General features: G+C 52.8%; 27 protein-coding genes. 8 read left to right on the plus strand and 19 right to left on the minus strand.

What is annotated here, in order from left to right:
* Window positions 1-20 precede the first annotated feature (20 nt).
* Together MWU62_RS04060 and MWU62_RS04065 are read left to right on the plus strand one after the other, a co-directional pair.
* The gene (locus tag MWU62_RS04060) at window positions 21-1,310 is read left to right on the plus strand and encodes a YeaH/YhbH family protein (protein WP_247113775.1); all 1,290 of its coding nucleotides are present in this window, start codon (window positions 21-23) and stop codon (window positions 1,308-1,310) included.
* The gene (locus tag MWU62_RS04065; protein WP_200361896.1) at window positions 1,307-2,866 is read left to right on the plus strand and encodes a SpoVR family protein; all 1,560 of its coding nucleotides are present in this window, start codon (window positions 1,307-1,309) and stop codon (window positions 2,864-2,866) included. Before MWU62_RS04060 ends, MWU62_RS04065 begins: the two co-directional genes overlap by 4 nt.
* Here MWU62_RS04065 and MWU62_RS04070 read toward each other — a convergent pair.
* From MWU62_RS04070 to MWU62_RS04080, 3 genes are read right to left on the minus strand one after another with little or no spacing between them, the layout of a single operon-like run.
* Window positions 2,855-4,216 (minus strand): HAMP domain-containing sensor histidine kinase, encoded by a 1,362-nt coding sequence (locus MWU62_RS04070; protein WP_227714075.1) that lies wholly within the window; start codon window positions 4,214-4,216, stop codon window positions 2,855-2,857. The genes MWU62_RS04065 and MWU62_RS04070 overlap by 12 nt on opposite strands.
* Complete coding sequence (locus MWU62_RS04075; RefSeq protein ID WP_247113652.1) at window positions 4,213-4,887, minus strand: response regulator transcription factor; 675 nt, start codon at window positions 4,885-4,887, stop codon at window positions 4,213-4,215. The genes MWU62_RS04070 and MWU62_RS04075 overlap by 4 nt, the downstream gene beginning before the upstream one ends.
* Window positions 4,884-5,252 carry a PepSY domain-containing protein gene (locus tag MWU62_RS04080; protein WP_247113653.1) on the minus strand — a complete coding sequence of 123 codons (369 nt, stop codon included), beginning with the start codon at window positions 5,250-5,252 and terminating at the stop codon, window positions 4,884-4,886. Before MWU62_RS04080 ends, MWU62_RS04075 begins: the two co-directional genes overlap by 4 nt.
* 180 nt (window positions 5,253-5,432) lie before the next feature.
* Here MWU62_RS04080 and MWU62_RS04085 point away from each other — a divergent pair, with 180 nt between their 5' ends.
* Window positions 5,433-5,909, plus strand: coding sequence for a hypothetical protein (locus tag MWU62_RS04085; protein ID WP_247113654.1), 477 nt, complete (start codon window positions 5,433-5,435; stop codon window positions 5,907-5,909).
* 48 nt (window positions 5,910-5,957) lie between these two features.
* Here MWU62_RS04085 and MWU62_RS04090 read toward each other — a convergent pair whose 3' ends face one another.
* A complete protein-coding gene (locus MWU62_RS04090; RefSeq protein WP_200361900.1) occupies window positions 5,958-6,842 on the minus strand; it encodes a bile acid:sodium symporter family protein in 885 nt (294 codons plus the stop codon).
* A gap of 227 nt (window positions 6,843-7,069) precedes the next feature.
* Here MWU62_RS04090 and MWU62_RS04095 point away from each other — a divergent pair, with 227 nt between their 5' ends.
* The gene (locus tag MWU62_RS04095) at window positions 7,070-8,512 is read left to right on the plus strand and encodes a wax ester/triacylglycerol synthase family O-acyltransferase (RefSeq protein ID WP_247113655.1); all 1,443 of its coding nucleotides are present in this window, start codon (window positions 7,070-7,072) and stop codon (window positions 8,510-8,512) included.
* Window positions 8,513-8,518: 6 nt separating this feature from the next.
* Here the strand turns inward: MWU62_RS04095 and MWU62_RS04100 are convergent, their stop codons facing one another.
* Window positions 8,519-9,148, minus strand: coding sequence for a TetR family transcriptional regulator (locus tag MWU62_RS04100; protein ID WP_200361902.1), 630 nt, complete (start codon window positions 9,146-9,148; stop codon window positions 8,519-8,521).
* Window positions 9,149-9,343: 195 nt separating this feature from the next.
* Here MWU62_RS04100 and MWU62_RS04105 point away from each other — a divergent pair, with 195 nt between their 5' ends.
* Together MWU62_RS04105 and MWU62_RS04110 are read left to right on the plus strand one after the other, a co-directional pair.
* Window positions 9,344-10,459, plus strand: a complete 1,116-nt coding sequence (locus tag MWU62_RS04105; protein WP_247113656.1) for a ferredoxin reductase — start codon at window positions 9,344-9,346, stop codon at window positions 10,457-10,459.
* Window positions 10,460-10,470: 11 nt separating this feature from the next.
* A complete protein-coding gene (locus MWU62_RS04110) occupies window positions 10,471-11,550 on the plus strand; it encodes an acyl-CoA desaturase (protein WP_247113657.1) in 1,080 nt (359 codons plus the stop codon).
* A gap of 8 nt (window positions 11,551-11,558) precedes the next feature.
* Here MWU62_RS04110 and MWU62_RS04115 read toward each other — a convergent pair whose 3' ends face one another.
* From MWU62_RS04115 to MWU62_RS04125, 3 genes are read right to left on the minus strand one after another with little or no spacing between them, the layout of a single operon-like run.
* Window positions 11,559-11,996, minus strand: a complete 438-nt coding sequence (locus MWU62_RS04115) for an Rrf2 family transcriptional regulator (protein WP_247113658.1) — start codon at window positions 11,994-11,996, stop codon at window positions 11,559-11,561.
* Between the two features lie 34 nt (window positions 11,997-12,030).
* A complete protein-coding gene (locus MWU62_RS04120) occupies window positions 12,031-12,399 on the minus strand; it encodes a YbaN family protein (RefSeq protein ID WP_247113659.1) in 369 nt (122 codons plus the stop codon).
* Window positions 12,400-12,446: 47 nt separating this feature from the next.
* Window positions 12,447-12,662: a hypothetical protein gene (locus MWU62_RS04125; RefSeq protein ID WP_200361907.1), complete on the minus strand. Its 216-nt coding sequence runs from the start codon at window positions 12,660-12,662 to the stop codon at window positions 12,447-12,449.
* Window positions 12,663-12,917: 255 nt separating this feature from the next.
* Here MWU62_RS04125 and moaA point away from each other — a divergent pair, with 255 nt between their 5' ends.
* Window positions 12,918-13,910, plus strand: a complete 993-nt coding sequence (gene moaA, locus MWU62_RS04130) for a GTP 3',8-cyclase MoaA (protein ID WP_247113660.1) — start codon at window positions 12,918-12,920, stop codon at window positions 13,908-13,910.
* A 90-nt stretch (window positions 13,911-14,000) separates the two neighbouring features.
* Window positions 14,001-14,264, plus strand: coding sequence for a thiamine pyrophosphate-binding protein (locus MWU62_RS04135; protein ID WP_247113661.1), 264 nt, complete (start codon window positions 14,001-14,003; stop codon window positions 14,262-14,264).
* Between the two features lie 37 nt (window positions 14,265-14,301).
* Here MWU62_RS04135 and MWU62_RS04140 read toward each other — a convergent pair whose 3' ends face one another.
* The 11 genes from MWU62_RS04140 to narJ all read right to left on the minus strand — a co-directional run bounded on the left by MWU62_RS04140 (window position 14,302) and on the right by narJ (window position 26,213).
* On the minus strand, window positions 14,302-14,844 hold the full coding sequence (locus MWU62_RS04140) for a nitrous oxide reductase accessory protein NosL (protein WP_247113662.1): 543 nt from the start codon (window positions 14,842-14,844) through the stop codon (window positions 14,302-14,304).
* Window positions 14,845-14,872: 28 nt separating this feature from the next.
* On the minus strand, window positions 14,873-15,703 hold the full coding sequence (locus tag MWU62_RS04145; protein WP_247113663.1) for an ABC transporter permease subunit: 831 nt from the start codon (window positions 15,701-15,703) through the stop codon (window positions 14,873-14,875).
* Window positions 15,700-16,632 carry an ABC transporter ATP-binding protein gene (locus MWU62_RS04150; RefSeq protein WP_247113664.1) on the minus strand — a complete coding sequence of 311 codons (933 nt, stop codon included), beginning with the start codon at window positions 16,630-16,632 and terminating at the stop codon, window positions 15,700-15,702. The genes MWU62_RS04145 and MWU62_RS04150 overlap by 4 nt, the downstream gene beginning before the upstream one ends.
* Window positions 16,632-17,897 carry a nitrous oxide reductase family maturation protein NosD gene (locus MWU62_RS04155; protein WP_247113776.1) on the minus strand — a complete coding sequence of 422 codons (1,266 nt, stop codon included), beginning with the start codon at window positions 17,895-17,897 and terminating at the stop codon, window positions 16,632-16,634. Before MWU62_RS04155 ends, MWU62_RS04150 begins: the two co-directional genes overlap by 1 nt.
* Window positions 17,898-18,185: 288 nt before the next feature.
* Window positions 18,186-20,081 carry a TAT-dependent nitrous-oxide reductase gene (gene nosZ / locus MWU62_RS04160; RefSeq protein WP_247113665.1) on the minus strand — a complete coding sequence of 632 codons (1,896 nt, stop codon included), beginning with the start codon at window positions 20,079-20,081 and terminating at the stop codon, window positions 18,186-18,188.
* A gap of 61 nt (window positions 20,082-20,142) precedes the next feature.
* Window positions 20,143-22,248, minus strand: coding sequence for a NosR/NirI family protein (locus tag MWU62_RS04165; protein ID WP_247113777.1), 2,106 nt, complete (start codon window positions 22,246-22,248; stop codon window positions 20,143-20,145).
* 169 nt (window positions 22,249-22,417) lie between these two features.
* A complete protein-coding gene (locus MWU62_RS04170; protein WP_247113666.1) occupies window positions 22,418-22,819 on the minus strand; it encodes a ribonucleotide reductase subunit alpha in 402 nt (133 codons plus the stop codon).
* A 23-nt stretch (window positions 22,820-22,842) separates the two neighbouring features.
* Window positions 22,843-23,592: a Crp/Fnr family transcriptional regulator gene (locus MWU62_RS04175; protein ID WP_247113778.1), complete on the minus strand. Its 750-nt coding sequence runs from the start codon at window positions 23,590-23,592 to the stop codon at window positions 22,843-22,845.
* A gap of 179 nt (window positions 23,593-23,771) precedes the next feature.
* Window positions 23,772-24,578 (minus strand): peptidylprolyl isomerase, encoded by an 807-nt coding sequence (locus MWU62_RS04180; RefSeq protein ID WP_247113667.1) that lies wholly within the window; start codon window positions 24,576-24,578, stop codon window positions 23,772-23,774.
* A 181-nt stretch (window positions 24,579-24,759) separates the two neighbouring features.
* Window positions 24,760-25,437: a respiratory nitrate reductase subunit gamma gene (gene narI / locus MWU62_RS04185; RefSeq protein WP_247113779.1), complete on the minus strand. Its 678-nt coding sequence runs from the start codon at window positions 25,435-25,437 to the stop codon at window positions 24,760-24,762.
* A 23-nt stretch (window positions 25,438-25,460) separates the two neighbouring features.
* The gene (gene narJ / locus MWU62_RS04190; protein ID WP_247113668.1) at window positions 25,461-26,213 is read right to left on the minus strand and encodes a nitrate reductase molybdenum cofactor assembly chaperone; all 753 of its coding nucleotides are present in this window, start codon (window positions 26,211-26,213) and stop codon (window positions 25,461-25,463) included.
* Between the last annotated feature and the right edge of the window lie 5 nt (window positions 26,214-26,218).

A 26,218-nucleotide genomic window follows, 5' to 3' on the forward strand; every position in this document is an offset into this window, starting at 1 on the left:
GTGGAGTGTGAATTATGGGTATGACCCACATAGTCGACCGACGACTGAACGGCAAAAACAAAAGCGCGGTGAACCGGGAGCGGTTTTTGCGCCGCTACCGGCATCACATAAAAAAGGCGGTTTCGGATGCGGTGCACCGGCGCTCTATCACTGACATAGAGCGGGGGGAGAGCATTAGCATTCCCTCGCGGGATATTGATGAGCCTGTGTTTCACCACGGCCAAGGCGGTCACCGGGAGATGGTTCACCCGGGAAATCAGGAGTTTGTAACCGGAGATCGGCTACCCAAACCAGAAGGTGGTGAGGGCCAAGGTCAGGGGCAAGGCCAAGCCAGCCCCGATGGCGAGGGCATGGATGAATTTGCTTTCCAGATAACGCAGGAAGAGTTCTTGAACTTCCTGTTTGACGATTTGGAGCTTCCTAACCTTGTTCGCAAAAAGCTCAAAGACACCGAAGCATTCAATTACGTGCGTTCCGGATTCAGCACTCAGGGTGTGCCCGCCAAGCTCGACGTTGTAAGGTCACTGCGTGGCGCCCACGCGCGCCGTCTCGGCCTTGGCGGTGCCCGCAAGAAAAAGATTCGCGAGCTTGAGGCCCAGCTTGCGGAGCTAAAAAGCGCGACCGCTGATCTGGACGCTGCGTTCAGCCATGAGGATCAGGTTAAAGCACTCGAAGACGAAATCGCACGGCTGATAGCCAATGTGAAACGGATTCCATTTATTGATGAAATCGACCTGCGTTACCGCCAGCATTTAAAGCAACCCAAGCCTGCAACCAGCGCTGTGATGTTCTGCCTGATGGACGTTTCCGGCTCTATGACGCAGATGCATAAAGACACCGCCAAGCGGTTTTTCATCCTGCTGTACCTATTCTTGAAGAAGAACTATAAAAAGATCGACGTGGTGTTCATTCGCCACCACACCAGCGCCAAGGAAGTGGACGAAGAAGAGTTTTTCTATTCCCGTGAAACCGGCGGCACAATTGTTTCCAGCGCTCTGAAGCTGATGCACAAGATCATCGAATCCCGCTACTCCCCGGCCGAGTGGAACATCTACGCAGCTCAGGCATCCGATGGCGACAACTGGAACGACGACTCGCCGGTGTGTGGCAAGCTTCTGACCGACAGCATTCTTCCATTGGTGCAGTATTACGCTTATGTAGAGATTACGCCCCAAGATCACCAGATGCTCTGGTACGAATATGAGCGGGTGCAGGAGCAGTTCCCCGGAAGTTTTGCGCAACAACAGATTGCGGAGCCCAGCGAGATCTACCCGGTCTTTCGCAGGCTTTTTGAGAGGAAAGCGGCATGAGTGACGCCATAGATCGCCCCAATGCTCCGGGCAGCGACAGCCCGGCAACTCGCAAACCGGTTTCCACCGGATCAGAATGGACCTTCGAGCTGATACGGCAATACGATGAGGAAATTGCCAAGTGCGCCGCCGAGTTCGGCCTAGACACCTACCCCAATCAAGTTGAGGTGATCAGCGCCGAGCAGATGATGGACGCCTACAGCTCCGTTGGCATGCCGGTTGGCTACAATCACTGGTCTTTCGGCAAGCAGTTTCTTAGTACCTCCAAAGGCTACCAGCGGGGGCAGATGGGGCTGGCCTATGAGATTGTGATTAACTCTAACCCCTGCATTGCCTACCTGATGGAAGAAAACACCCTGCCTATGCAGGCACTGGTGATTGCCCACGCCTGTTATGGCCACAACTCGTTTTTTAAAGGCAACTACCTGTTCCGCACATGGACAGATGCCAGCGCCATTATTGATTATCTGGTGTTTGCCCGACATTATGTTTCTGAATGCGAAGAGCGCCACGGCGTGGATGCGGTGGAGCAAATACTGGATTCCTGCCATGCATTGATGAACCATGGCGTTGATCGCTATAAGCGGCCTGCCCCGATCTCGGCTGCTAAAGAAGTCCTGCGCCAAGCAGAACGGGAGGAATATCTGCAACGCCGCGTGAACGATCTGTGGCGCACCATTCCGAAAATGGATGAGGACGAAGACCCGATAACGCGCAAAAAACGCTACCCGGAGGAGCCTCAGGAAAACCTGTTGTACTTCATCGAGAAAAACGCGCCCCTACTGGAAACCTGGCAGAGGGAAATCATCCGGATTGTGCGCAAACTGGCGCAATATTTTTATCCGCAGCGCCAAACGCAGGTAATGAACGAAGGCTGGGCCACCTTCTGGCATTACACCCTGCTGAACAGAATGTACGAAAAAGGTTTGGTCACTGACGGTTTCATGCTGGAGTTCCTGCAAAGCCATACCGCTGTGGTGTATCAGCCGCCGTTCAATAGCCCCTGGTATTCCGGCATCAATCCTTACACCCTCGGGTTTTCTATCTTTACGGACCTACGGCGAATCTGCGAAGCACCTACAGATGAAGATCGCGAATGGTTTCCCGATATTGCTGGTACTGACTGGGTAAAAACCCTGCACTTTGCCATGGCCAACTTCAAAGACGAGAGCTTTATTCAACAGTTTCTGTCACCCAAAGTGATGCGGGATTTAAAGCTTTTTGCCGTTGAAGATGATGATCAGGAAGACAGCTACAAGGTAACCGCCATTCACGATGAGCCTGGCTACCGGGAACTGCGGGAGAAGCTGGCCCGCCAATACAACCTCAGCCACCGGGAGCCCAATATTCAGGTCTGGAATGTGGACGTTCGTGGTGATCGTTCTTTGATGCTCAGGCACGTACCTGTAAATAGAGTGCCTTTGGGCAAGGATACAGAGGAAGTGCTGCGGCATGCGCACAGGCTGTGGGGGTTTGATGTGCATCTGGAAAGCGTGGATGAAGGTACGGTAGTTGATGAATACCACTGCCCGCACCCGCCGCCGTTAACGTCCTGAGCGTAAGTGAGTCAGTGGCAAGACCACTTCCGCGTGCAAACCGCCCAAAGTGCTTTCGCCCAGCCTGAGGTCGCCACCGTGTAACGCCGCCAGCTCAGTAACAATCGACAGCCCCAGCCCGGAGCCGGATCTTGTTTCATCCAGCTTGCCGCCCCGGCTCAGGGCCTGCTCACGTGTTTCTGGTGACATACCGGGGCCGTCATCGGAAACGCTGAGCACCAGCCAGCCACCCTCTACAGTGCCCGTCAAGCTGATGCAACCCTTGGCCCAGTTGATGGCATTTTCCAGCAGGTTCCCGACAATTTCCTGCAAGTCCTGTGCGTCAATCCGTACCTGAAGCCCTTCCTGTAAATCACTCTGAAACACCAATCCGCGTCTTCCAGCCAAACGCTGGACGCCTTCAATAACCGGCGCAAGTACGGTGGTTACCTCCTGTTCCGCGCCCAGAGTCACCGGCCCCGCTGCCGACGCGCGGGCGAGATGATGCCGTATGGCTTCATCCAAACGCTTGAGCTCTGCTTGCATGGCCGCTTTCTGTTCACGCGGTAAGCGTTCTGCCAGAGTGCCCAACACGGCAACCGGGGTTTTCAAGGCATGGGCCAGATTTCCCGCAGCGGTTCTGCCCCGTTCCATCAGGCGTTGGTCTCTTTCCAATACCGTATTAATGGCATCTGCCAGACGCGCCAGCTCTCGTGGCAGATCGGTCTCAACTGACGGTTGCCGACCCTGCTCTACCGCCTTCAAGCTTTGCTCAATTCGGCGCAGGGGCGCTAATCCCCAGCGGATCTGCAAGCCGATTAGCACAATCAGTAGCCCGCCCAGTGTTGCCAGAGAGAGCCATAATAAAGTCTGGAATCGCGCAACCTGGGCATCTACCTCATCCAGACTCGCAGCCACCTGAACATGCAGAACATCGTTGAGGTTGGGCAAACGAATGTCCCGTTCCAGCAAGCGAAGTTGTTTCCCTCTGGGGCCAGCGATGGTTCGAAACGCCATGTCGGGCTCTTGAGACACCGCCAGCCTTTGATCCCACAACGAGCGGGAAGTAAGTACCCGCTGGCCATCGTCACGAACCTGCCAATACCATCCGGAGAATACACGATCAAAGCGGGAGTCTCCCAACTGCCTATTGGTTACCAGAGCATCCTGATGGATATCGTAGCTAACCCCGGCGATCACTACGTTAAGTAGCGACTCCAACCGTTCATTGAAGGCTGTGTTCACCGCCTCGCGAAAGTTCCACGACAGCAAGGAACCGGCAGCAGGTAGAACCAGTACAACCAAAACCAGCGCAGATACCAGCATCCGTGTAGCTATGGGAAGGCGACGCAGTCGGTCTGCCAACATCATGATTCCTCGCTGGTATCCGTAACCATTCGATAGCCCTGTCCCCGCAGGGTTTCAATACTCTTGCTACCCAGTTTTCGCCGAAGGCGGCTGACCTGCACATCAATCACATTGGAATCCGGCTCTGTATCACCGTCATACACGTGCTCGGTTAATTCCGCTCGGCTGACCACGCGAGGCGCAGCGTGTACAAGGTGGGAAAGCAATCTCAACTCCTGAGCGGTCAGGGATACCGGCATGCCAGCGCGGGTTACTTGGGCGCTGTGGGTATCAAGGCAAATATCCCCTACCCGAATAACCGGATGGGCATGTCCATGAGCCCGGCGAACCAAAGCTCTCAAACGGAACAAGATTTCTGCCGTTTCGAACGGCTTGGTGACGTAATCGTCAGCTCCGGCAGAAAAGCCGGCAGCTTTATCAGACCAGCGTTCTCTGGCCGTCAAAATCAGAACCGGTAGTTCAATACCCTGCTCGCGCCACCCCGACAACCATTGCGCTCCGTTGCCGTCGGGCAGGCCCAAATCGAGAATAACCGCATCATAACGCTCGGTACTGATCATAAAATCCGCAGTGCGACCATCGCCTGCAATTTCCACCAATAAGCCAGCATCCTGTAACGACGATGCAAGCCCAAGGGCCAGAGGTTCATCGTCTTCTACCAGTAAAATTTTCATTGGCGTTTCATTCCGTTGATGTTGTTACCTTCAATGCCGATAAGCTCACCCGTGACCGCATTCACTTCAAACTCGACGACCTGCCCCTCGGAGCCCAGCAATTCAATTTCATAAAGCCGCATGCCATCGTCTTCTTCAAACTCCACGTCAATGACCTGACCTTCCCAGTCCCGGAGCAGGCTGTCCAAAATCTCACCTAACGGCTTTATTCGGCCTGCTTGCACCTCTTCATGGAGCTTGCGCCAGTCTTCATCTGCAGAGGCTGGCACAGCGGCTGTTAGGCAAAAGGCTATGGCTAAGGCTGCGGCAATGAATGCGGCTGTGGGGATGATCAGTTTCAGAAGGTAGCAGGGTAAATTTTTCATAGGGTCATTTTGTCAGAGCCAACATGAATGAACCATGAACGAAACACTCACTCTCCTGCAAGCAGCCCTTACCTAAGATGCACTCAACGTTCAGGAAGTCTTCCCACAGGAGCACGTCCAAGAACGCTTTTAAAAGACGATTGAAACACACTCCACCATCATTGAATCAGGAGCAATACCATGAAAACACTCATAGCAACCGCACTGACCGCAAACCTTGTTACCGCGCCACTGGCTTTCGCATCCGGCCCGGTTGACGACGCCAAGCGGGCAATCCAGATTGGATCCGACTACGGCATTTCGCACTTCCACAGCATTGAACTCGAAGACGATCACGACGACGTTGGCAGCATGGAGATTGAAGGCTGGGTAGATGGGCAATGGTATGTAGAGCTAGACATCAATAGCGATGGCACCATTCAAAAAGAAGAGCGCCGCAAGCGAAATGACGGCCCTTGGGGCCTGACTGCCGCGGATGTTGAAAAGTACATTGATGCCAGTGCAAAACAAGGCATTAACCGCATTGAAGACATCAAAATCAACGCCAAGGGCGAGATTGAAGTGGAGGGAGACAACGCCGAGGGGCAAGAACTGGAAATCGACTACCACGCGGGCAGCATGGAACCCACACGGGTGGATAAAGACGGCTGGATGTAAGCCAAAAACCCCTGCCGGCGCACAAGCGCCGGCAAACGCTATTTCTCCTTACTTCGAAAGCTCGGCGCTGGCTTTGGGAATGAGGCGCCGACCGTACATAGCAAGCAAAAAGCCGATGGGGAACATGAGTACGCCATAAACGGCGGCCGGTATCGACATGGCGCTAGACTCCAGTAACGTGAGGGTCACCATCAGAGCAATCGTGCCATTTTTCACCCCCAACTCTACAGCAACGGCCAGAGATTCTCGTTGGGTCAGCCCCGCCATACGGCCCGCAAGCAAGCCGATAAAAATACCCGCTGCATTCAGCAAAATGGTTGCTGGCCCTGCCTGCTTGAGCAATTCCCAAATCTGGTCCCGCGCCCCATACATAAGCGCAACGATCAACAAGGCAAGTACAACGCCGCCGAACACACTCACAATACTTTCAGCCTTGCGCGCCACCTCTGGCTTACGTGAGCGCACCTGCATACCGATTGCCACCGGAAACAGCACGATTCCAACCAGCATACCGATGGTTTTCCACACCGGCAGAACAATATCTTCCTCCGTGCCCATGTAGAACTGCAACGCCACATTGGTAAACAGCGGAAGTGTGAGAATGGTGATCAAACTCGCACTAACGGTCAGCACAATCGACAGCGCTATGTTGCCTCTGGCAAGCAACACAAAGAGGTTGGAGGTAGTGCCTCCGGGGCACGCGGCAATAATCACCAAGCCCACCGCAATGGCGGGCGGCACTGCTAATAGAGACGCCAATGCAAACGCCACCAAAGGCATCAACAAAATCTGCGTTAGGGTTCCGACAATTAGGCCTTTGGGATAAACCGCCACTTGGCGAAAATCGCGAATGGTCAGGGTCATGCCTATACCAATCATGATAATGAACAATGCAATCGGCAGTCCTGCTGAGATCAGTGGGCTGGATTCCACAATGCCTCCGGATGTTGTTATTTGTTATTCGTTTAACGTTGTGAAACTAACACAAGCGCTACACTTTCGGGAGCCTGATAGTCGCAACCTTGTATAAAACCTCTGAAATGGTTTGAAGATATTTTTTTACATCAATGATCGCCTGAGTAAGCGGTAACCCGTATACTTGCAGACAACAAATAAAAGACACTCTTTGACGCCCCGAACCGGGCAGAGGTGCTTAAGGAATGAAACGCCTGGGAACACTTGATGCCTCATGGTTAGCCGTAGAGTCTGAAGACACGCCAATGCATGTCGGCAACATGTTGATCTTTTCATTGCCGGAAGACGCGCCCGACACCTTCCTTCGCGATATGGTTACCAGCATGAAGGAGACTGGCGAGATTGCACACCCCTGGTGCGCCAAGCTTGCATGGTCCGGCACACTGGGGCGGCTAATAGCTCCCGCTTGGAAGGTCGACAAGAACCTCGACCTTGACTACCACGTGCGCCACTCAGCTCTTCCCAAGCCCGGCGGTGAACGGGAGCTAGGCGTTCTAGTATCACGCTTACACTCCAATCCTTTGGATTTCGCTCGCCCGCTTTGGGAGTGTCACGTGATAGAGGGGTTAGAAAACAACCGGTTTGCCCTCTACACGAAAATGCATCACTCGATGATTGATGGCATCAGTGGCGTGCGTTTGCTGCAGCGGGTTTTGAGTAAGGATCCTAATGAAAAGGGTATGTTGCCGCCCTGGGCCATGCGTCCAGAAAGGCTCAAACCGCGCAAAGGCGAATCAAGGCAAAGCGCCCCCTCTGTATTTTCTCAGGCACTGGATGCCGTTAAGCTGCAAGCAGATATGGCGCCCACTCTATGGCGCGCCGGGAACCGCCTCGTGCAATCTGCTCGCCATCCGGAGGCTGGCCCTACCGCACCCTTTGTCGGGCCAGTCTCGAAGATTAACCATCGGGTGACCGGCCAGCGCCGGTTCGCCACCCAGCATTACAAGCTTGACCGCCTGAAAGAACTGGCTCATGCATCCAAATCGTCTCTGAACGACATAGTTCTGTACCTGTGTGGCACAGCACTTCGGCGTTTTTTGCTGGAGCAGAATGATCTGCCGGAGACCCCACTTACAGCAGGTATTCCGGTCAACATTCGGCCAGCAGATGATCAGGGCACAGGCACGGCGATAAGCTTCATGATCGCCACCCTCGCAACCAACGAGGCCGACCCACTTACCCGCTTACAGAGCATCATTGCCTCCACAAACCGGGCAAAAGAGCACTTACAAAAGCTGCCCAAGAGCGCCCTCACCCAGTACACCATGCTGCTGATGTCGCCCTATATCCTGCAGCTTTTGTCTGGCCTTGGCGGGCGCATGCGCCCCGTGTTCAACGTGACCATATCCAACGTACCCGGCCCGCAGGAATCCTTGTATTACGAGGGCGCCAAGCTGGAGGCCATGTATCCGGTTTCATTGATAGCGCACGGCGGTGCTCTGAATATTACTTGCCTAAGCTATGCGGGAGCACTGAATTTCGGATTTACAGGTTGCCGGGACACCTTGCCCAGCATGCAAAAACTGGCGGTGTATACCGGAGAAGCGTTGGATGAACTAGAAGCGCTAATTCTGCCGCCCAAGCGTAAGCCTAAAAAAACGCGGGCAAGTAAAAACGGCAAGGCCTGAGCTAGATTAGGCCTGTTTGTTATCCCAGTGCGCAGCACCAACGAAGATGAGCTGAAGGAAGCGGCATGTCCGCTTCCGTATTTGCTCTACCTGATACTCGTCTTCAGCCGAAACGCCCATTAGGTCGGTAAGGCTGAAGGCGACACTGCGAACCACCAGATCGCAGGTCATTTCAAGATCTCCGTCAGTAAGGTGGTCTGCCAGTTTCAGTCGCCGCAAGTCGTTCGCCAACTCCGTGGAAAAATATCGCATTTCACTGCGAATGCCGTCTTGAATAGCCCGGCTTTCCCCCGCCAACCCTTGGGCCATAAACAAAAAGAAACTGCGGTTAGCCTGTGCATGGCTGACAAAAATCCCTACCGACTCCTCAATAAGCTTATCCGCCTGAAAGACGTTTTCACGCGCCTCCCGCATCATTCGCCGCAGCACCAGCCCAAGCTCATCGACCAGTTGCAACCCCAAATCATCCATGTTGCGAAAGTGCCGGTAAAAAGAAGTAGGAACCACACCCGCCTGACGCGTTACTTCACGAATACCTAGGCTGGCGAAATGTCGCCCCTTGCCTACTAGTGTTAGCACGGCACTCATCAGCTTTTCACGGGTCTCCCCGGGTTTGCGCTTTTTTCTTTCCGACATGACTTGCCCATACCGCATTTATCGTTGGGTTAGGGTAACAAGTGTACACATACATAAAAAATAAAGTATCAAATGCTTGTCATTTCGTGCCAACGAAAAGCTCCCCATTGTTTGCTCACACCCCCATGTGTACAGTCGTACACAACATGTGCACAAGTGTACACATTAGGTTAGGCCGCATAAGGAGAAAGCATCATGCTGGCAAGAAACACTCAAACAAACGCACTGCACTGGCTTGGAAAGCAGCTTTTTAATCGGAATGATCCGGCTGCCTTCTTTGACCCACTGCTGGAGACGCTAGACCCCATGTTGGTGCAAAGCCAAACACCTGCAAGGGTCGAGCAGGTTATTGAAGAAACCGCTGACACACGCACATTTGTAATGAAACCGGCAGCACGCTGGGCTGGCTTTCAAGCAGGCCAACACGTCAACATATCCGTTGAGATTAACGGCGTTAAACACACGCGCACGTTCAGCCTATCCAGTTCCCCCGAGCTATGGTCTACACAGGGACTGGTTACCCTAACCATCAAACGGCTGCCCGGCGGTCTGGTAACCAACTGGCTGCATGACCACCTCGGTCAAGGGCAGGTGTTAGGTTTGGATGAGGCCTTTGGAGACTTCCTGTTACCAAAAACGCCTCAACCGGTGCTCTTTATCGCTGGCGGCAGCGGTATTACACCGATTCTTAGCCAACTGGAAACCATGGCCACGCGCGACTTCCGGGCACCGGTCACCCTGCTTTATTTCGTGCGCACCCAGCGGGATGTCATTGCGGAAGAGCGCTTGAAGGCTCTTGCAAGCCGCTACAGCGCTCTAACCTTGAACATTATCGCTACCAATGAAAACGACAAGCCCCGTTACTTGAAAAGCCAAGACCTAAAAGCTGTGCCAGGCCTCAAAGCAAGGCGCGTATTTCTGTGCGGACCAAAAGGTCTGATGGATCTGGCCAATGAGTTATTGCATCAGCAGGGTGTGCGCGAAAAGGACATCCACAGCACTTTCTTTTCTTCGGCAACTCCAGCTTTGAACGCCGATCTGGCAGATCAGGTTCTTGGCGGCAAAGTGCAGTTCGGCAAGAGCAATCTGGAAGCCAGCTCTGAGGGCGATGCCAGCCTACTCGAAATCGCCGAGGCGTCAGGCCTTAAACCACGCCACGGCTGCCGCATGGGTATTTGCCACCAATGCAGTTGCCGCAAAACCAGCGGCACAGTCATCAATCGACTCACCGGTAAAGCCTCCGGCTCTGGGGAGGAAAGCGTTCAGCTTTGTATATCCATTCCCCATGGCCCTGTAACTATCGACGTTTAAGGAGCAAGACTATGAAACAGATGACAGAGGTACAGCTCCAAGAACTGGAGCAAGACCTGAACACCATTCGTGATGAGATTCTCGCAGACTTGGGAGAGCGGGATGCGCGCTACATACGCCGAGTCATCCGCTTGCACCGTGCCCTTGAAGTGGGAGGTAGGGTAATGATGCCGTTCGGCTTAATCCCACCCGTTTTTGTGGCGGCAACGGTTTCTCTCGGTCTTTCTAAAATCATAGAAAACATGGAAATTGGCCACAATGTAATGCATGGCCAGTATGACTGGATGAACGACCCATCTCTACACTCGCAAACCTACGAGTGGGACACCGCGTGTTCATCAGACTCCTGGCGACGAACCCACAATTTCGAGCACCACACCTACACCAACATCATCGGTAAAGACCGTGACTACGGCTACGCCCTGCTGCGTCTGAGTGATGATGAAAAATGGCACCCGGCCCACAGCCTGCAGTTTCTAAACTACATTCTGTTGAGCGTGTTTTTCCAATGGGGTGTTAGCTTGCACGAACTGGAGTTCGAGCGGATACGACGCGGCGAGATCCGCTTGAGAGACAAACTTCCGTTTCTAAAGGATTTCCTACGTAAAGGCGGCAGGCAGGCGTTCAAAGACTATGTATTCTTCCCGCTTATTACGCTACCCGTAGCACCCATCGTACTGGCGGGTAACCTTGGGGCCAATCTGATGCGCAACTTGTGGTCGTCCACCGTGATCTTCTGCGGGCACTTCACTCAGGATGCTGAAACCTTTAACGCAAAAGACTGCGAAAATGAGAGCAAGGGACACTGGTATTTACGCCAGCTTACCGGCTCCTCAAACTTTACCGGCAGCAAATGGGTACATCTGCTCAGCGGACACTTGAGCTATCAGATCGAACACCATGTTTTCCCGGATCTGCCGGCACACCGTTACCCGGAGATTTCCGACAAAGTTCAGGCGGTATGCCGCAAACACGGCATAGGTTACAACACAGGCAGTTTTGGGCACCAGTACGGCACCGTAGTGAAAAGAATACTGACCTACTCTCTGCCTGACCGACTGCGCACTAAGCTCATAGGTCAGCCAACCTAAGCAGGCCGTCAGGCGATCTGGAGCAATCTTAGCAACTGCGGCTTGTGCTGATCTTTCATAATGTCTTGCAGAGTGTATTTATCAAGCACTGAAAGGAATGCCTGCAGAGCTTCTCCGAACATGGGCTTGAGCCCGCAAACCGGAGCGATTTTGCAGGCATTTTTAGAGGAGTAACATTCAACAATGCTCAGATCATGCTCGGTTTCGCGTACCAGCACGCCCACGTTGATATCTTCTGGCGCCATGTGCAGCCTCATGCCGCCTTTTTTGCCTCGCACTGTTTCTATATAGCCCTTTTTGTTGAGCTGGTGCACCACCTTCATCAAGTGGTTTTTTGAGATATCGTAGCTGTCGGCAATTTCCTGAATCGTTGCCAGGCGATCACCCTGCACCGCCAAATAAATCAGCACTCTGAGTGAGTAGTCGGTGTATCGGGTAATATGCATTCAATACTCCAGATATTCAGTGAAAGCCGTTAAGTTAATACGAAGGCCGAGTTAGCAAGTACATCGCCACGCACGCCATAAAAGTGCCTGATATAGCCAATACAATTGCCGCCACACCCATAAAAAACAACAAACTCCAGCTGAGCAACATCATGCTGCAAGCCAGCACTTTGGCCTTTTTGGGTATAACCCGGTTTCGGCGCCAATCTAGTATGGCTGGACCAAACGTCGGGTGCTCCTCCAGCCAACTGGCGAACGCCGGAGAGCCTTTGCTGGCAAAGAAAGCTGCCAACAAAACAAAGGGAGTGGTGGGCAGCAAAGGCAAAACCACGCCGATGGCAGCCAAAGCTATTGATATGTACGCAAGAACCCTGAAACCGGTTTTGCCGGATCGAGCGGCCATAGCGGGAACCTCACCCCTGTTCAATCTTTCACCTATTCTAACGCTAATCAGTGGACAGGTCTTCCGAGGCGACTTAAAAATACCAGCCGGGCGACATAAGAAATCTTGATACCAACCGCAAACAGCAAAGTGCCCACATGGGCAAGCACTTGAATCATCATAGGAAATCGCCCGGCAAAGGGGTAAGCCATCAAAATGGTGGCTATCAGGCCGAACAAAGACCAGACCATAGCGCTATTGGCACGAAACAGCAGTTTTTCCATTCTATCCTCCAAAGGGACCTTCAGCGGGCATCAGGGATGAGCGCCCAACTAATAACAAGTATTTTATAAACACCTTTTGAGCAAAGATCAACCACAACCTAGAAATCAATCAGGCCCGTTCAACAAAGCAAACACCGCCAAAGGCATTAGGCTGGCTTACCTAACGAGGGGTATCGGCTTCCCTGTTTGATTCTGCGATACTCGACCTATCAGTAATCCGTAAACGCGCATTCAGCAGTTACAGGAAAGATACCGATGTCCAAGAGCAAGCTGACAGACCGTTTTGGCAGAACCGTCAATTACGTGCGCCTGTCCGTTACCGACCGCTGCGATTTTCGCTGCGTTTATTGCATGGCAGAAGAGATGACCTTTCTGCCCCGGCAACAGGTTTTAACGCTTGAGGAAATTGCCCGAGTAGCGAAAACATTCGTATCTCTGGGCACAGAAAAAATCCGCCTCACCGGTGGGGAACCTCTGGTTCGCAAAGACATTCTCGAACTGGTTCGGGAAATAGGTACCTACGGCCTGCGTGACTTTGCCATGACCACTAATGGCAGCCAGTTGCCAACCATGGCAGAGCCACTGCAACGAGCTGGCCTGAAGCGACTGAATATTAGTCTGGACTCTTTAGACCCGGATAAGTTTGCCAGCATTACCCGCACGGGCAAGCTGTCGCAGGTTCTAGAAGGTATAGACGCAGCCAGAGCGGCCGGGTTTAAAGGCATTAAACTCAATACCGTTGTAATGAAAGGCGGGAATGATCACGAAGTTCCGGATTTAATCGAGTTTGCGCGAAAGAAAAACGTCGACATTACTTTTATTGAAGAAATGCCACTGGGTGAAATTTCCGAACACGACCGTGGTCAGGCTTTATGTACCAGTGACGAGGTGCGCGACATAGTCCGCCAGCACCACGATTTGAGGCCAACGCCGGAAGACTCCGGCGGCCCCGCACGCTATTACCGAATGTCTGACAGCCCCATTAAAGTTGGCTTTATCTCGCCCCACTCCCACAATTTTTGCTCAACTTGCAACCGCGTGCGGGTAACCGTTGAGGGCAGGTTGCTGCTTTGTTTGGGCAACGAGCACTCTGTTGATCTTCGCCGGGTACTTCGTGGCCATCCGGTAACCAATGACAAACTCCGACAAACCATCATCGACTCCATGGACCTAAAGCCGGAGCGCCACCACTTCTCCACCAATGGCGATGTGCAGATTCTGCGCTTCATGAACATGACCGGGGGTTAATCCCCGGCAAACCTCCGACTGCAATTTCAACGGCCTTCTCGCCAGTCAAAGCCCTGCTTAAAACACAACAATAATTCTCAGGGCATATCCATGAAAAAAACGGGCGCGACTCTTGTTCGCCACGCTTTGGAGCAACTAGGCATACGCCGCACCTTTGGCATTCCGGGTGTACACACCACTGAAATTTATGACGAGCTCAACCGTTCTGAGAGCATTGAGCCGACACTTGTAACCCATGAGTGCGGCGGCGCGTTTATGGCAGATGCGGTCAGCCGCACCGGTGCAGATCAACACGGTTTACAGCGGGGGAGGTTAAGACCAACTTGTCTCGGATGGCAACCTGGGACAAGTTGAAGATTGTGGGGCGCGCCCTATGGAGAAGGGTCCGGCCTTAATGCCCCATATCGCCATGCATTTCACCAGCGGGCATCTCTGTGTTGAGGTGCTCCAAGGTAATTGCATCAAAAGCCAATAACTCACCACCGCGTTCCATCATGAAGTCATGGGCAGCCGATTCGGTGGAGAAGCTCACCAATGTCTGGCCCATGGCGCCTTTGCGTTCTGAGCCGACCACGTAAACAGCTTCGCGGGCGTCTATCAGGGCGGTGTCGTCGGGGCTCTCCCATTCGGTTTGGCTCATGTCGTGAACATACAGCGTGTGCTTGCGCATTGTGTTCTCTGGCTGCAGTGCCCATGCGAACATGTCACGGGTGGAGCAAAATTTGTAGACGGTTTGCTCTTTCTCGGTAATCACTTCGCCCTTAGGGCCAGGGAAGCGGGTTATGGCCATGCCGCATACGTGGCACTCGTCGCCATCTTCTATATGTACCGCAGCAGGTTTTTCGACGATTTTTTCAGTTTCCCCGGAGCAGCCGACCAGAAATAGTGCAAACATCAGCAATGCTGGCAGTAATTTTAAACGAACAGGTTTCATGGAGTTCTCCATAATTAAGGGGCTAAGGTTAAATGCGTCGGCTACGGAACAACGCCCATGCGCCAGTTAAGGGAATAACAAACCAAAGAACCAATGCTAGCCAAAGCCCGCTCGGGCCAATGGGCAAGTCTGCCCCAAGGCTTAGAACGCCACTGAGCTGCGCGCTATCGCTAAACGTCACTATATTTAGCAAGCGGTAGATATCTGTGGGATTGAGTAGCAGAAGCCAGGGTAGTAGTTCAGGGTTGAATTCGCCTTGGCTTGCAACCAGTGTGCCCAGCAGCATCAAATCGAATATCAACACAAAGAAAAACCAGATCGCTAAAGCTAGTCCTGCAGCAACAGGTTTCTCGCTTACACGCACGCTAACGACATACGCCAGTGCAATAAAACTCCAGCCTAACAATGTGGTCGAAACGATAAAGCGGAACATGGCGACAGCCAGAGCGCCTACAGCGACATCTTCTACCAGCAATGCAATGGCAACACCTGCCACGCCAAAGCCAATCAAAGTGGCCAGTGCCAATGTCAGCCCGTGGCCGAGAAACTTGCCGAACAACAACTGCCCACGGCTTAGGGGGTAGGTCATTAATAGCAACAAGGTGCCGCCCTCTTCCTCCCCTACAATGGCGTCATAGGCCAAGAGCAGGGCAATAAGCGGAATGAGGAAAATACCCAAACTGGCAAGGCTGGCAATCGTTGCAGGGGTAGATGCGTAACCCACCTGACCAGATGCTGCGGCACCAAACCAAGCGATACCCACTGCGAGAGTTGCGAACACTATGGCGATGGCAATCAGCCAACGGTTGCGCAAGCTGTCGCTCAACTCCTTACGTGCAATAGTCCAGATACTGTTCATTGCGCACCTCCACGATGGGCAAGACCACCCGACCCTATAAAGTGCACGTACACGTCCTCCAGTGTTGGCTGGTAAATACCTAAGTCACGCACCTCCCCGGAGGCCATCAGAGCCTTCACCAGCTCCATTTTTTCCGCTGGGCGAACATCCACATGCAGCCGTCCATTATCGTGGCGCATCATTAGCCCTGCCGAAGCCTTGGCGCTATTGACAACAGACTCCAGTGCCGCAACGGTGTTTTCCGGTTCTATAGAAAGCGTGGTGGGCATATTAGCTTGCCTACGCAACGAGGCCAGATCTCCCACTGCTTTCAAACTGCCGTCAGTAAGAATCGCCGCCCGATCAATATATGGCTCCACACCGGGAAGCACATGGGAGCAAAGAACAATCCCCGTGCCTTCATCCCGCAACTTGCGTAAGAGGCGGTAAAGATCAGCCGTCGCCACCGGGTCCAGCCCAACTGTAGGCTCGTCTAACATCAACAACCGAGGTTTACCAAGCAACGCTTGCGCGAGCCCAAGGCGCTGGCGCATGCCTTTGGAATAGGTTTTAACTCGGGCATCCATCGCGTCATCTAACCCCACCTGCTCCAGCAGCTCAGGCACTTGGCGTAGGTTCGCGCCTTTTAATCGAGCAAAATGCGCAAGAATCTCACGACCTGTGAGCTGTGGATAAAACATCACATTCTCTGGCAGGTACCCGATGTACTGGCTGATTTTGGGGTCGCCAGCTTCGCCCTCCAAAACCGACACCTTACCTTGGGATGGTGTCATCAACCCCAGAATCAACTTGATACTGGTCGTTTTGCCAGCGCCGTTGTGGCCAAACAACCCAAGAATCTCTCCAGGCTCAAGCCGCAAATCAACGCCATTCAACACCAACGCCTTATCGTACTTGTAGCTCACATTCTCAAGACGAAAACAGCTCATCAGGACTCCGGTTGCAACATTTTGGGCGGACTCATCAACGGGTGTGAATCGGTCACCCCCGCGGCCTTAACTACTGGAAACGCTTCCTGAACCCAACGCAACGTATCCACCGCAGGGCTAAACATCAGAATTTTCGCTTCCGGATAAGTCCATAGCAAACGATCAACATTGTCATTGGGCTCGTAGGGCACATCACCAACACCATCCTGATTGCGATCCCAACCCAGATAGTCACTCCAGAAATTACCCTCACCGTCCTTAGACCACTCCTGAGTGCGCAGGGCGACATACTTTACTTGACGTTGATTGTTGATAAACGCATTACGGAAAACCTCGTTATCCTCCGAACCTGCGGTTAAATGGATACCCACACCACTGTCTCGAAACACGTTGTTTTCAAAAGTATTGTACAAAGAGTTATAGATAAAAACGGCTTTCCCTTCAGCGCCAGATACAGAAACACCCGCGGTCTGGCCCTGCGACACACCAGAAACTACATTCCCCCGCAAAACAGACTGGGTAATAAAGTTCATCAAAATGCCGTAATTCTCATCATTCTCCGACCGGTTATTGAGCACCGTAAGCCGCTTGCTCTGCATCAGCGCATACCCAGTGCGGGTTCCTCGGGTCACATTGCCTTCCAACAGATTATCCATGGAATACATATAGTGAATCCCGTAACGCAGATCCGACATAGTGTTATTGCGAATCTTATTCCCGTTCGCCGTCTCAATATAAATCGCATCCCGGGTTTGGCGAATATCATTCCCTTCAATCAAAGCCCCGGTGGTATTGAACAAATGAATACCATTCCCACGATCGTTCGGACGAACAGTCGCATCACCACGAATGGTATTGTTCCTCACCGTCACATCCGGTGCCGCATCCAGCCAGACACCAAACGCCTGGCCCTGAAGATAGTTATTCTCCACGGTGGCACCACGGGCCTCTCGGTTGACAAACACCCCAGCATCCAACTCATTCAGATCCGTACCCCAGTTACGGATACGGCACCCGGTGAGCGTTACCCTCTCGGCCACAATCTTCACCGCATTGCCCGTGCCCCCGCCATCAATAAGCGTTTCCGGACTGCAGGCGACAGTCACCCCCGGCACCCGGATAGCCAAAGACGAAAGGTTTTCAGGTGGAAGCTCAAAAGAAGCGCCCGGCTCCAGATCATCCAGCTTCTGCTGAATATCGGCCTGAGCGGTCAGCGATAGTAACGCGGCTGTCAGGGCCGCAACTACGCGCAAAATGTGGTGCATTAAATCGGTTCTCACACTGGAAGCTATTGCCAAAGTTGGGCAATACACAGGAAGAGCCACTTCCAAAACTGTGCGAAGCCATGGGTGGAGTGCGAAGCACTTCACGGGCAAGCCATGGACGGCTTGCCCAGGACCTTTAGCGCGACGCAGGAGCATTAGCGCTAAAGGGCGAAGCCAAGCGTACATGGACGTATTTACAGCGTGTTTTGGAAGTGGCTCTTCCTGTGTATTGTTGCTCAAAGCCAGAAGAACCGGAGCCCATAAAGAGCTCCGGCCAAAACGCCTAAATCAAGCCTTCTCTACCAACATCCGCCCAGTCATCTCCATGTGCAGAGCGTGACAGAACCAGTTGCAGTAGTACCAGTTAACGCCCGGCTTATCCGCAATGAACGTAACCGAAGACGTCTGCTGTGGGCTGATCTCCATGCTCACACCATGGTTAACCATAGAGAAACCATGAGTCACATCCTCAATGGTATCCTGATTGGTAACATAAACAGTCACCTCATCGCCCTGCTTCACCTTAAATTCCGTCAAGCCGAACATAGGCGCAACCGACGTCATGTAAACGCGAACCTTATTACCATCGCGAATCACCTTGTTATCGGATTCCAGCGTAATGCCATCCTTCTCAGCCTGAGCGCGGGCGCTAGCAAAGTAAGGATCGTCGCGAGTATAAACCTTCTTGGTTTTGATCTGATCGCGACGAACCATAATGCAGTCGTGCGGCTCGGCGAAGGCTGGGCCATCGTGAACCAGCTTCATCTCCTCACCGGAAATATCAATCAGCTGATCATTCTCAGCGTGCAAGGGGCCAACCGGCAAGAAACGGTCCTTGGAGAACTTGGACAGAACCACCAGCCACTTGCCATCGGCATCCCGGGACTCGGTCAGCGACGCATGGTTATGGCCTGGCTGGTAATGCACATCCAGCTTCTGGCGCAGATAGTTAACATCTTCACCGTTATAGTGCCTGATGGCATCAGCGATGTTCCACTTGGCTACCTGGCTGTCAATAAACAGCGTGGTATAAGCGTTACCGCGGCCATCGTAGGTGGTGTGCAAAGGCCCAAGACCCAGCTCTGGCTCGGCAACAACAACATCGCGAAGTTCGATTTTGTCATCAAACACATCGTCCAACTTATCGATCGCAATAACCGTGCAAGTAGGCGACAGTTTACCGGCTGCAATGAAGTACTTACCGTCCGGAGAAGTGTTCACACCGTGCGGGTTTTTAGGCACAGGAATGTAACGGGTAAGTCTGGATTTGCCACGGCCATCGACAACAGGAACTTTGGAATCGCCTAGCGTCTTGAAATCGCCATTCTTTACGGCTTCCTCGATGCGCTCAACGTTGAACACAACCACCCAATCGCGATCGTTGCGCATGGTGCCCGCAAGATCTTTGGCTTTTTCCGAGTTGTAACAGGTAGAGGCTGCGTACTTGCCGGTGTAGTCGGCGTCGGTGTTGTCCAGGTTACCGTCGACAATCACCTGCCAGGCCACTTCCATGGTTTCCGCATCCAGTGCGTTGAACATGGTGTAGCTGTTCTCCATGGAAAAATCGCTGCCATCGTTAGGGTGCGGGATCATATATTCTGCGTTGCAGAAAACGTACTTGGTGTGCGGCACCTTCTGCAGACGCAAGCCGTGGATGGCCTGCACGTTTGGAATAGTAGTGATCTTGTCACACTTCATGATATCCAGACGGATACGCGCAACACGGGTGTTGGCCTTGTCGTTGATGAACAGGTATTTTCCGTCATAACGACCATCGGTCATGGATACGTGAGGGTGGTGGCAGTCACCGTTCAGGAACTTGTTGTCGTGGCCGAGAACATCCTTACTCTCGTTGGTGATACCCCAACCTGTCGCTGAATCCACGTTGAACACAGGAATACGCATCAGCTCACGCATGGATGGAACACCCAGAACCCGAACTTCACCCTGGTGACCACCGCTCCAGAAACCGTAGTACTCGTCCAGTTCGCCCGGCCCTACGTGGATCTTATTCTGAGCTTCTTTCGCCGCAGCGGCAAAGGACTCACGAGTCATTACAGCACCACCTAGGCCCGCAGCACCAACCGCACCGGCCAGCGCAGTGGCGCCCAGAAAGCGGCGACGGCTCAAGCCGCTTTCGCCATTTTCAACCACATCCTTCTTAAGCTCATCTGTCTTTTTCATAACATCCAACTCCGTTATTAGTAATGGCGGTTCTATTTCTCTTTTTTTTGGTTTTGCTCTGCTACGTCACCTGCACCACCGGAATCTCCTCCGGGTGGCCCGGCGCGTTGTGACCACGACGTTTGCCTCTTCGCTTAACAATCAGCGGCGGACACTTGTGGTCATCGAAATAGGTCATCTGACAATCCAGACAATAATGGCATTCCTGATAATTAATGGTGCCGTCCGGATGAATAGCCTGAACCTCACATTCCTTGGCGCATAGCTGACAAGGGTTGCCGCACTCCTTACGGCGTTTGAGCCAGTCGAACACACGCAGTTTGGTAGGCAGCGCCAAGGCAGCACCCAGCGGGCACATGTAGCGGCAGAATACTTTGCGAGTAAAAATATTCACTACGAGCAAAAGCAATGCGTAGGTGACAAACGGCCAACTGCGATCAAAGTGCAGGGTAATCGCGGTTTTGAAAGGCTCGATTTCTGCCATCTTTTCAGCAGTTGCTAGAGAATCCAGAGACACCCCGAACAGCACCAGCAACACAATGTACTTAACGGCCCACAATCGTTCGTGAATGGCCCAAGGCACGTCGTACTGGGGCACTTTGAAGAAACGAGCAATTTCGTTGATCAACTCCTGCAGGGCACCAAACGGGCATAGCCAGCCGCAATAAACCGCACGTCCCCACAGCAGCACAATGCCTGCCACAGAGGCCCAGAGCACAAAGATAATCGGGTCAATGAGGAAGGTTTCCCAAGTGAAGCCACTGACCAGACTGTGCACGAACGCCAATACGTTAACGATCGATAACTGACCCAAGGCATACCAACCAATGAAAAACAGCGTATAGGTGAGGAATGCGTGGCGAATCCAGCGCGTAATCTTAGGCTTTTTCACCAGCCAGTCCTGAAAGAACAAAATCAGCAGCAGCACACCAATACCAATACCCAGCACGATCACCTGAAACTGACGTTGATACCACACCTGCACCCACAAAGGCTGCTCCTCAAGCCACTCTTCTTCCGTCAGAACAGGCTCTGCACGGGTGTAGTACTGATCCGGCAACTGGTACTCCAGCGGGAACACCTGAAATTCACTGTCCAGAGGTCCTGTCTGGCGCTTTACGGTCAGCTCCAGAGTCCAGGGTGTGCCGGGGTCGAAGTTGTGCTGTTGCCGAACAATAAAAATTGCCATTTCCTTGAAACCCGGCATGCCTTCAGCATAAACATCGTTGAGGCGATAGAAATCTAGATCCCGGAAATTGAAGGTGTCGCCGTACTGACGAATCTGAACGCGGTCGAATATACCACCGCGCACATAGCCGGAGCCTTTGAAGGAGTACTCACCGTTTGCCATAACGGCAATTGCTTGCTCACCCTCTTTCAATTCAGACATCAGCCAGTCGTACTGGCTCTCTCCGAGCAAATTCCGGCCAATGGTTGGTGTGTCCAGATAGGCTGTATACAGGTCTATTAGAGCTTCATCACGCTCGTCCTGTGCGGCTATTTCGATACCTTCTGCATCGGTGCCTTTAAAGGAGTCATCTACCTGACCTTTGGTTAGCAGCATACGGCGAATTGAGCCATCACCAGTTAGCTGCTCCCAGGTACGGGCCTGAAAACCATCCATAATGACTTCAGCTGTGGGCGGGCGCTTGGTACCACTACCTTCGACCAAACCCAGCTCAACGCCCACCCGGTGAGCGGTTCGCATAATAACTTCGTTGATCACCATTACCGTTACGGTAGCTCCGGAGAGGCCATCTACGGCGACCTTACGCTCGGTAGAGGTACCGCCCACAGTCACGCGCTGGTCTGCTTTCAGCCCCGCGTACTGATCGGTGAAGTCATGCATCTTGCTTTCAGGAATACCCACCAAAAGTATGGGCTCGTCGTGGTGAATCACTTTGGCAAAGCGAATGGTGCCCTCAGTATCCAACACCACCATAGCGTTCAGCGGTTTGCCGGAATAGGCTGGGGTTTGTACGAAATCGAGTGACTGGTAAGCATAGCCTTTGAGCTCGTCGCCAGCGTACAGCTCTTGTATGGCGCGATTGCCTTCTCTGGGCTCCAGCCGTGTCACTTCCGGAAAGGCTTTCTCGATAACTTGGCGCCCGGCCACCGGCTCATACTGACTAAGAGGGGCGGCCTGAGCCAGAGGCAAGGTTGCCAACAGCAGGGTGAATAAACAAAAAACAACACGGAAATTAACGTTCAAAGCAAGCCCCCAACAAAAACAGCAAATCATCCAAGCTTGAATTAACTAGCCTAGGTGACTGAGGAATAAATCAAATACCTCTATGTGGTTAGGTCTTCCGTGAAAACCAGATAGATAACGCCGTTTAACCAAGGCTAACGGCGTTTCCACTCGTATCTAAGGGTAGGTAATTGCTGACATTTCCCAAACGAATGGATTCCACCATCATGGTCATCGGCTGCTGAGCTTCGTCTGACGATGGAGGTGTTCCGCCTCTGCCGGACATGGCTGCGACAAACACCACATCCCATGACTGGCCGGTATTTCGAGACTCTTCCGCCAGTACAGAAAACTCTGAAACCTCTTGTGGGGTTTTATCTACACAGACAACCGGAGTGAGAGCGCCGCCCTCCCCCCTTTCGAATGCAGCTTTTTCCTCGGCGGAGGCATCATCTGGCAATTCAGCACGGCAGAAAACGAACAACAGACGCTGGGGTTCGCGCTCGCTTTTCGTTGCTTTGATCAAATCACTGTAACTGCTAATCATGAAGGCTATATCCTTTCTAATTTCTACTGGCTGATTTCGATCAATCTTTTAGGATCGGAGATAAACAGTTTGCTCCGGTTTACCCTAACCAACCCGTTAGACTTAAGATCCGCCAAAATTCGAGAGAAGGTTTCCGGCTGCATTGCGAGCCTTGATGCAACCAAGCATTTTGGCAAAGGCAACTCTACTTCCCCACCCTCTGCAACGCCGTTTGGCAGCAAGTCAATCAAGTATCGGATCAGCCGATCTCGGGCATTCTGAACCGTCATAATCTCAAGATCATGAAATCGGGAAACTGCACGCATGGCATAGTGCCTAAGCGCTGCGTTAGCGTACTCAGGCTTGCTATCAAGTAGCTCCTGATAGGCTTTCACAGGGATCATCAGAACTTCACTGGTTTTCAGTGCTTCGGCGTAGCATGCGTATCGGGCAGGGTCGGCGTAGATCATAACTTCCGCAAAGCAATCGCCGGGCGCAATGCTATCAAGAGTGCGATCAATGCCTGATGAGTCCAGCCTATACAGCCGCAAGCGACCCGATATAACAAAGAAAAAGTGATGGGCGGGCATGTCCTGACGATAGAGTAATTGGTGATGCCCAAGGCGAAGGCGGCGGGATTGTAGAATCAGATTCTCCAAATCCGAATCGCTGAGTGCACTGAAAAGGGCGTGACTGCGCAGTGGCTGCAACCCTCCTTCATCGTCTACTAGCGTGTTAGTAGCCACCATAACCGGTTTGGCGTAGCGGGATTCTGCAGATTGCATCGCCACCATTATCATATCCTCGCTCATATCATGCATTCAAAATCATGTTTTAAATAATAGGAGGATACTCTCGAAAAATCGCTCCCTCCATGGAGGTAGTAACACGGTTATTCAGGGGAAATTGACTTAACGCAAAACTTCGCATTACTACCTGCTTTGTATATTGACTTTTCGTTCGCGGCTTTTAATTACTGCATCAAAGGTGAGTCCGGCAATTCAAGATCTACGCCTTGAACCCCCGCCTCGAATGCCAACACTTGCAGATATTGACGGCATGCCCGCCGGGTGACGCTTTCACTCAAATACTGGCGGATTTTCGGCTTCACATGTTCGTATGGCAGTTGCTCGCCATCAATGCGCTGATCTACGCGCACAATGTGCCAGCCGTAACGGCTTTCAATCAATTCCGGATTCAGACCCTCTTTGAGTGTGAGCACAGGCCTTTCAAACTCTTCGACGGTTTGCCCTTTACTGATTTGGCCAAGGCTCCCGCCTTGATGACGAGATTCGCAAGCAGAGTACTGCTTGGCTAAAGGCAAAAACTGGGCACGGCCTTCTAAAAGTGACGACAACAACTGCCGCCCTACTTCTTCTTGGCGCATGCGTTCTTCCACATCATCTGGCGCAGCGGCCAGCAGAATGTGGCTCACCGCCATGAGCGTTGGGCTGCGGAACCGATCCGGGTTCGACGCATGAAAGCGCTCGCAATCCTCTTCACTGGGCTCCGGCACATCGAGCTCTTGCTCTAACACACGAGCGATCGCGGCTTCTTCGTCTAGTTCTTCCGGTAAGTTGAGAGCTTTCGCCCGTTGCAATAAAAGCTCCCGAATAACAAGGCTTTTAGCCGCTTCATGCCAAGCTTCAGCAACCTCCTCAGCCGGATGGTGCTGCATTTCCCGAGCAATATCTTCTTCGGTAATCAGGGTTTCACCCACATACACTGGTGGGAACTGATTTCTGGGTTTTTCCGGCTCACCGGTGGGGATCAATTGCATGGTAGGTCTCCGTATATGTTTTCAGTGGCGCCACCCTCCTCTCCCCCAGCCCCTCTCCCACGAGGGGAGAGCGGAGCTACACATCCCAACCTGCGGGATTGCCCTCACGCCAGAGAGCAGTGCAGTAAAAGCCCCTCTCCCCTCGCGGGAGAGGGGTTGGGGAGAGGGGGCGCTTTATCTCTTACGCCCGCTTACGCACCACCTGATACTTCCGCCCGAAATACTCCAACGGCACACTTAGCATGTGCACCAAACGGGTGAAGGGGAAAAGTACAAAGATGGTCAGACCAAGGAACATATGGAGCTTATAGATCCAGTGTACGCCCACTAAGTATTCCGCTGCCCCACCCTGGAAGGTAAAGATCGCTTGTGCCCAACCCGCCAATTGCAACATGGTGGCACCATCAAGGTGGCCCAGTGTTGGCAGGATAGTTGCCAAGCCCAGTGCCACCTGAACCACAAGAACAACAATAATCATGTTGTCAGCAAAGGTGCTGCTAGCGCTGATTCTGGGGTCGGTCAGTCGGCGATAAGCCAACATTGCACCACCAACCAGGCACATCACCCCGGCAATACCACCCACCACAATCGCCATCACCTGCTTGGTACCCGCTGTCATGAAGGGTTCATACATGAAGTGCGGTGTAAGCAAGCCAACCAAATGACCAAAGAAGATCACCAGAATGCCTACGTGGAACAACACGCTGGCCAACACCATGTTTTTCTTACGCAGTATCTGGCTGGAATGTGCCTTCCAGGTGAACTGCCCGTGGTCGTATCTCGCCCAGGTGCCAACAATCATCACCACCAGAGCAATGTACGGGTAAATCCCGAAAATCAGTGTATTCAGATAAGACATCATCTTGGTCTCCTCCTGCGCCGTCAGGCGTCTCTCGCGGCGGCACGCGCCTGAGCGGGCGTTACATCCGTCATCAGATGATCACTGAGGTGAATGGTTTGGGTCTGTTCCATTTCCCGGCGGCGCTGACCAACAACGCCACCTGTGTTGCAGGAACTGCCCTGATCATCCACAAACTTCACCATTTCTTCTTCCCATACCTTGTCCAGAGCTTCTGCCGTATCGTCGCGCTCCTCAGAGGCCACAAGCTGTGCTAGCTCTTGACGGTTCGTTGTGCGACCAGACAGTTCCAGCAAAGAGTCCATGGCTACGTGATAGATGCTTTCACGCTGGTACAGGCGCTCGCCCAACAGGCCAAGAATGTGGTGGATATCTTCCAGCCAGTTTTTAATCTCGTCCCAAGGCCGGGTAGACAAATACTCCAGGAACAGCGGCAAATAATCCGGCAACTCCTTGGCGTCGATTTCCAGCCCGTTGGCCCGATATTGTTCCATCAGATCAACCATGGCCTGACCGCGGTCACGGGACTCCCCATGAACGTGCTCAAACAACAGCAGCGAGGTGGCGCGGCCTTTGTCGAAGGTGCCTGTGTAGGCTTCTTCGAGATCCAGCAGGTCGCCATCGCATAAACGGTCAATACACTGGAGCAGTTGCTCTTTGTTTGTCCGTGGCAACCGGCTGTCCTCCAGAACAGCGGCAACCATGGCGTCTTTGGAGGCCTGAAGTTCCGCGGTGGGATACTCCAGAATCCGTGCCAGTACTTTCAATAGTTTCATGCGGC

It is taken from the genome of Marinobacter sp. S6332 (assembly GCF_023016045.1).
Taxonomy (GTDB): Bacteria; Pseudomonadota; Gammaproteobacteria; order Pseudomonadales; family Oleiphilaceae; genus Marinobacter.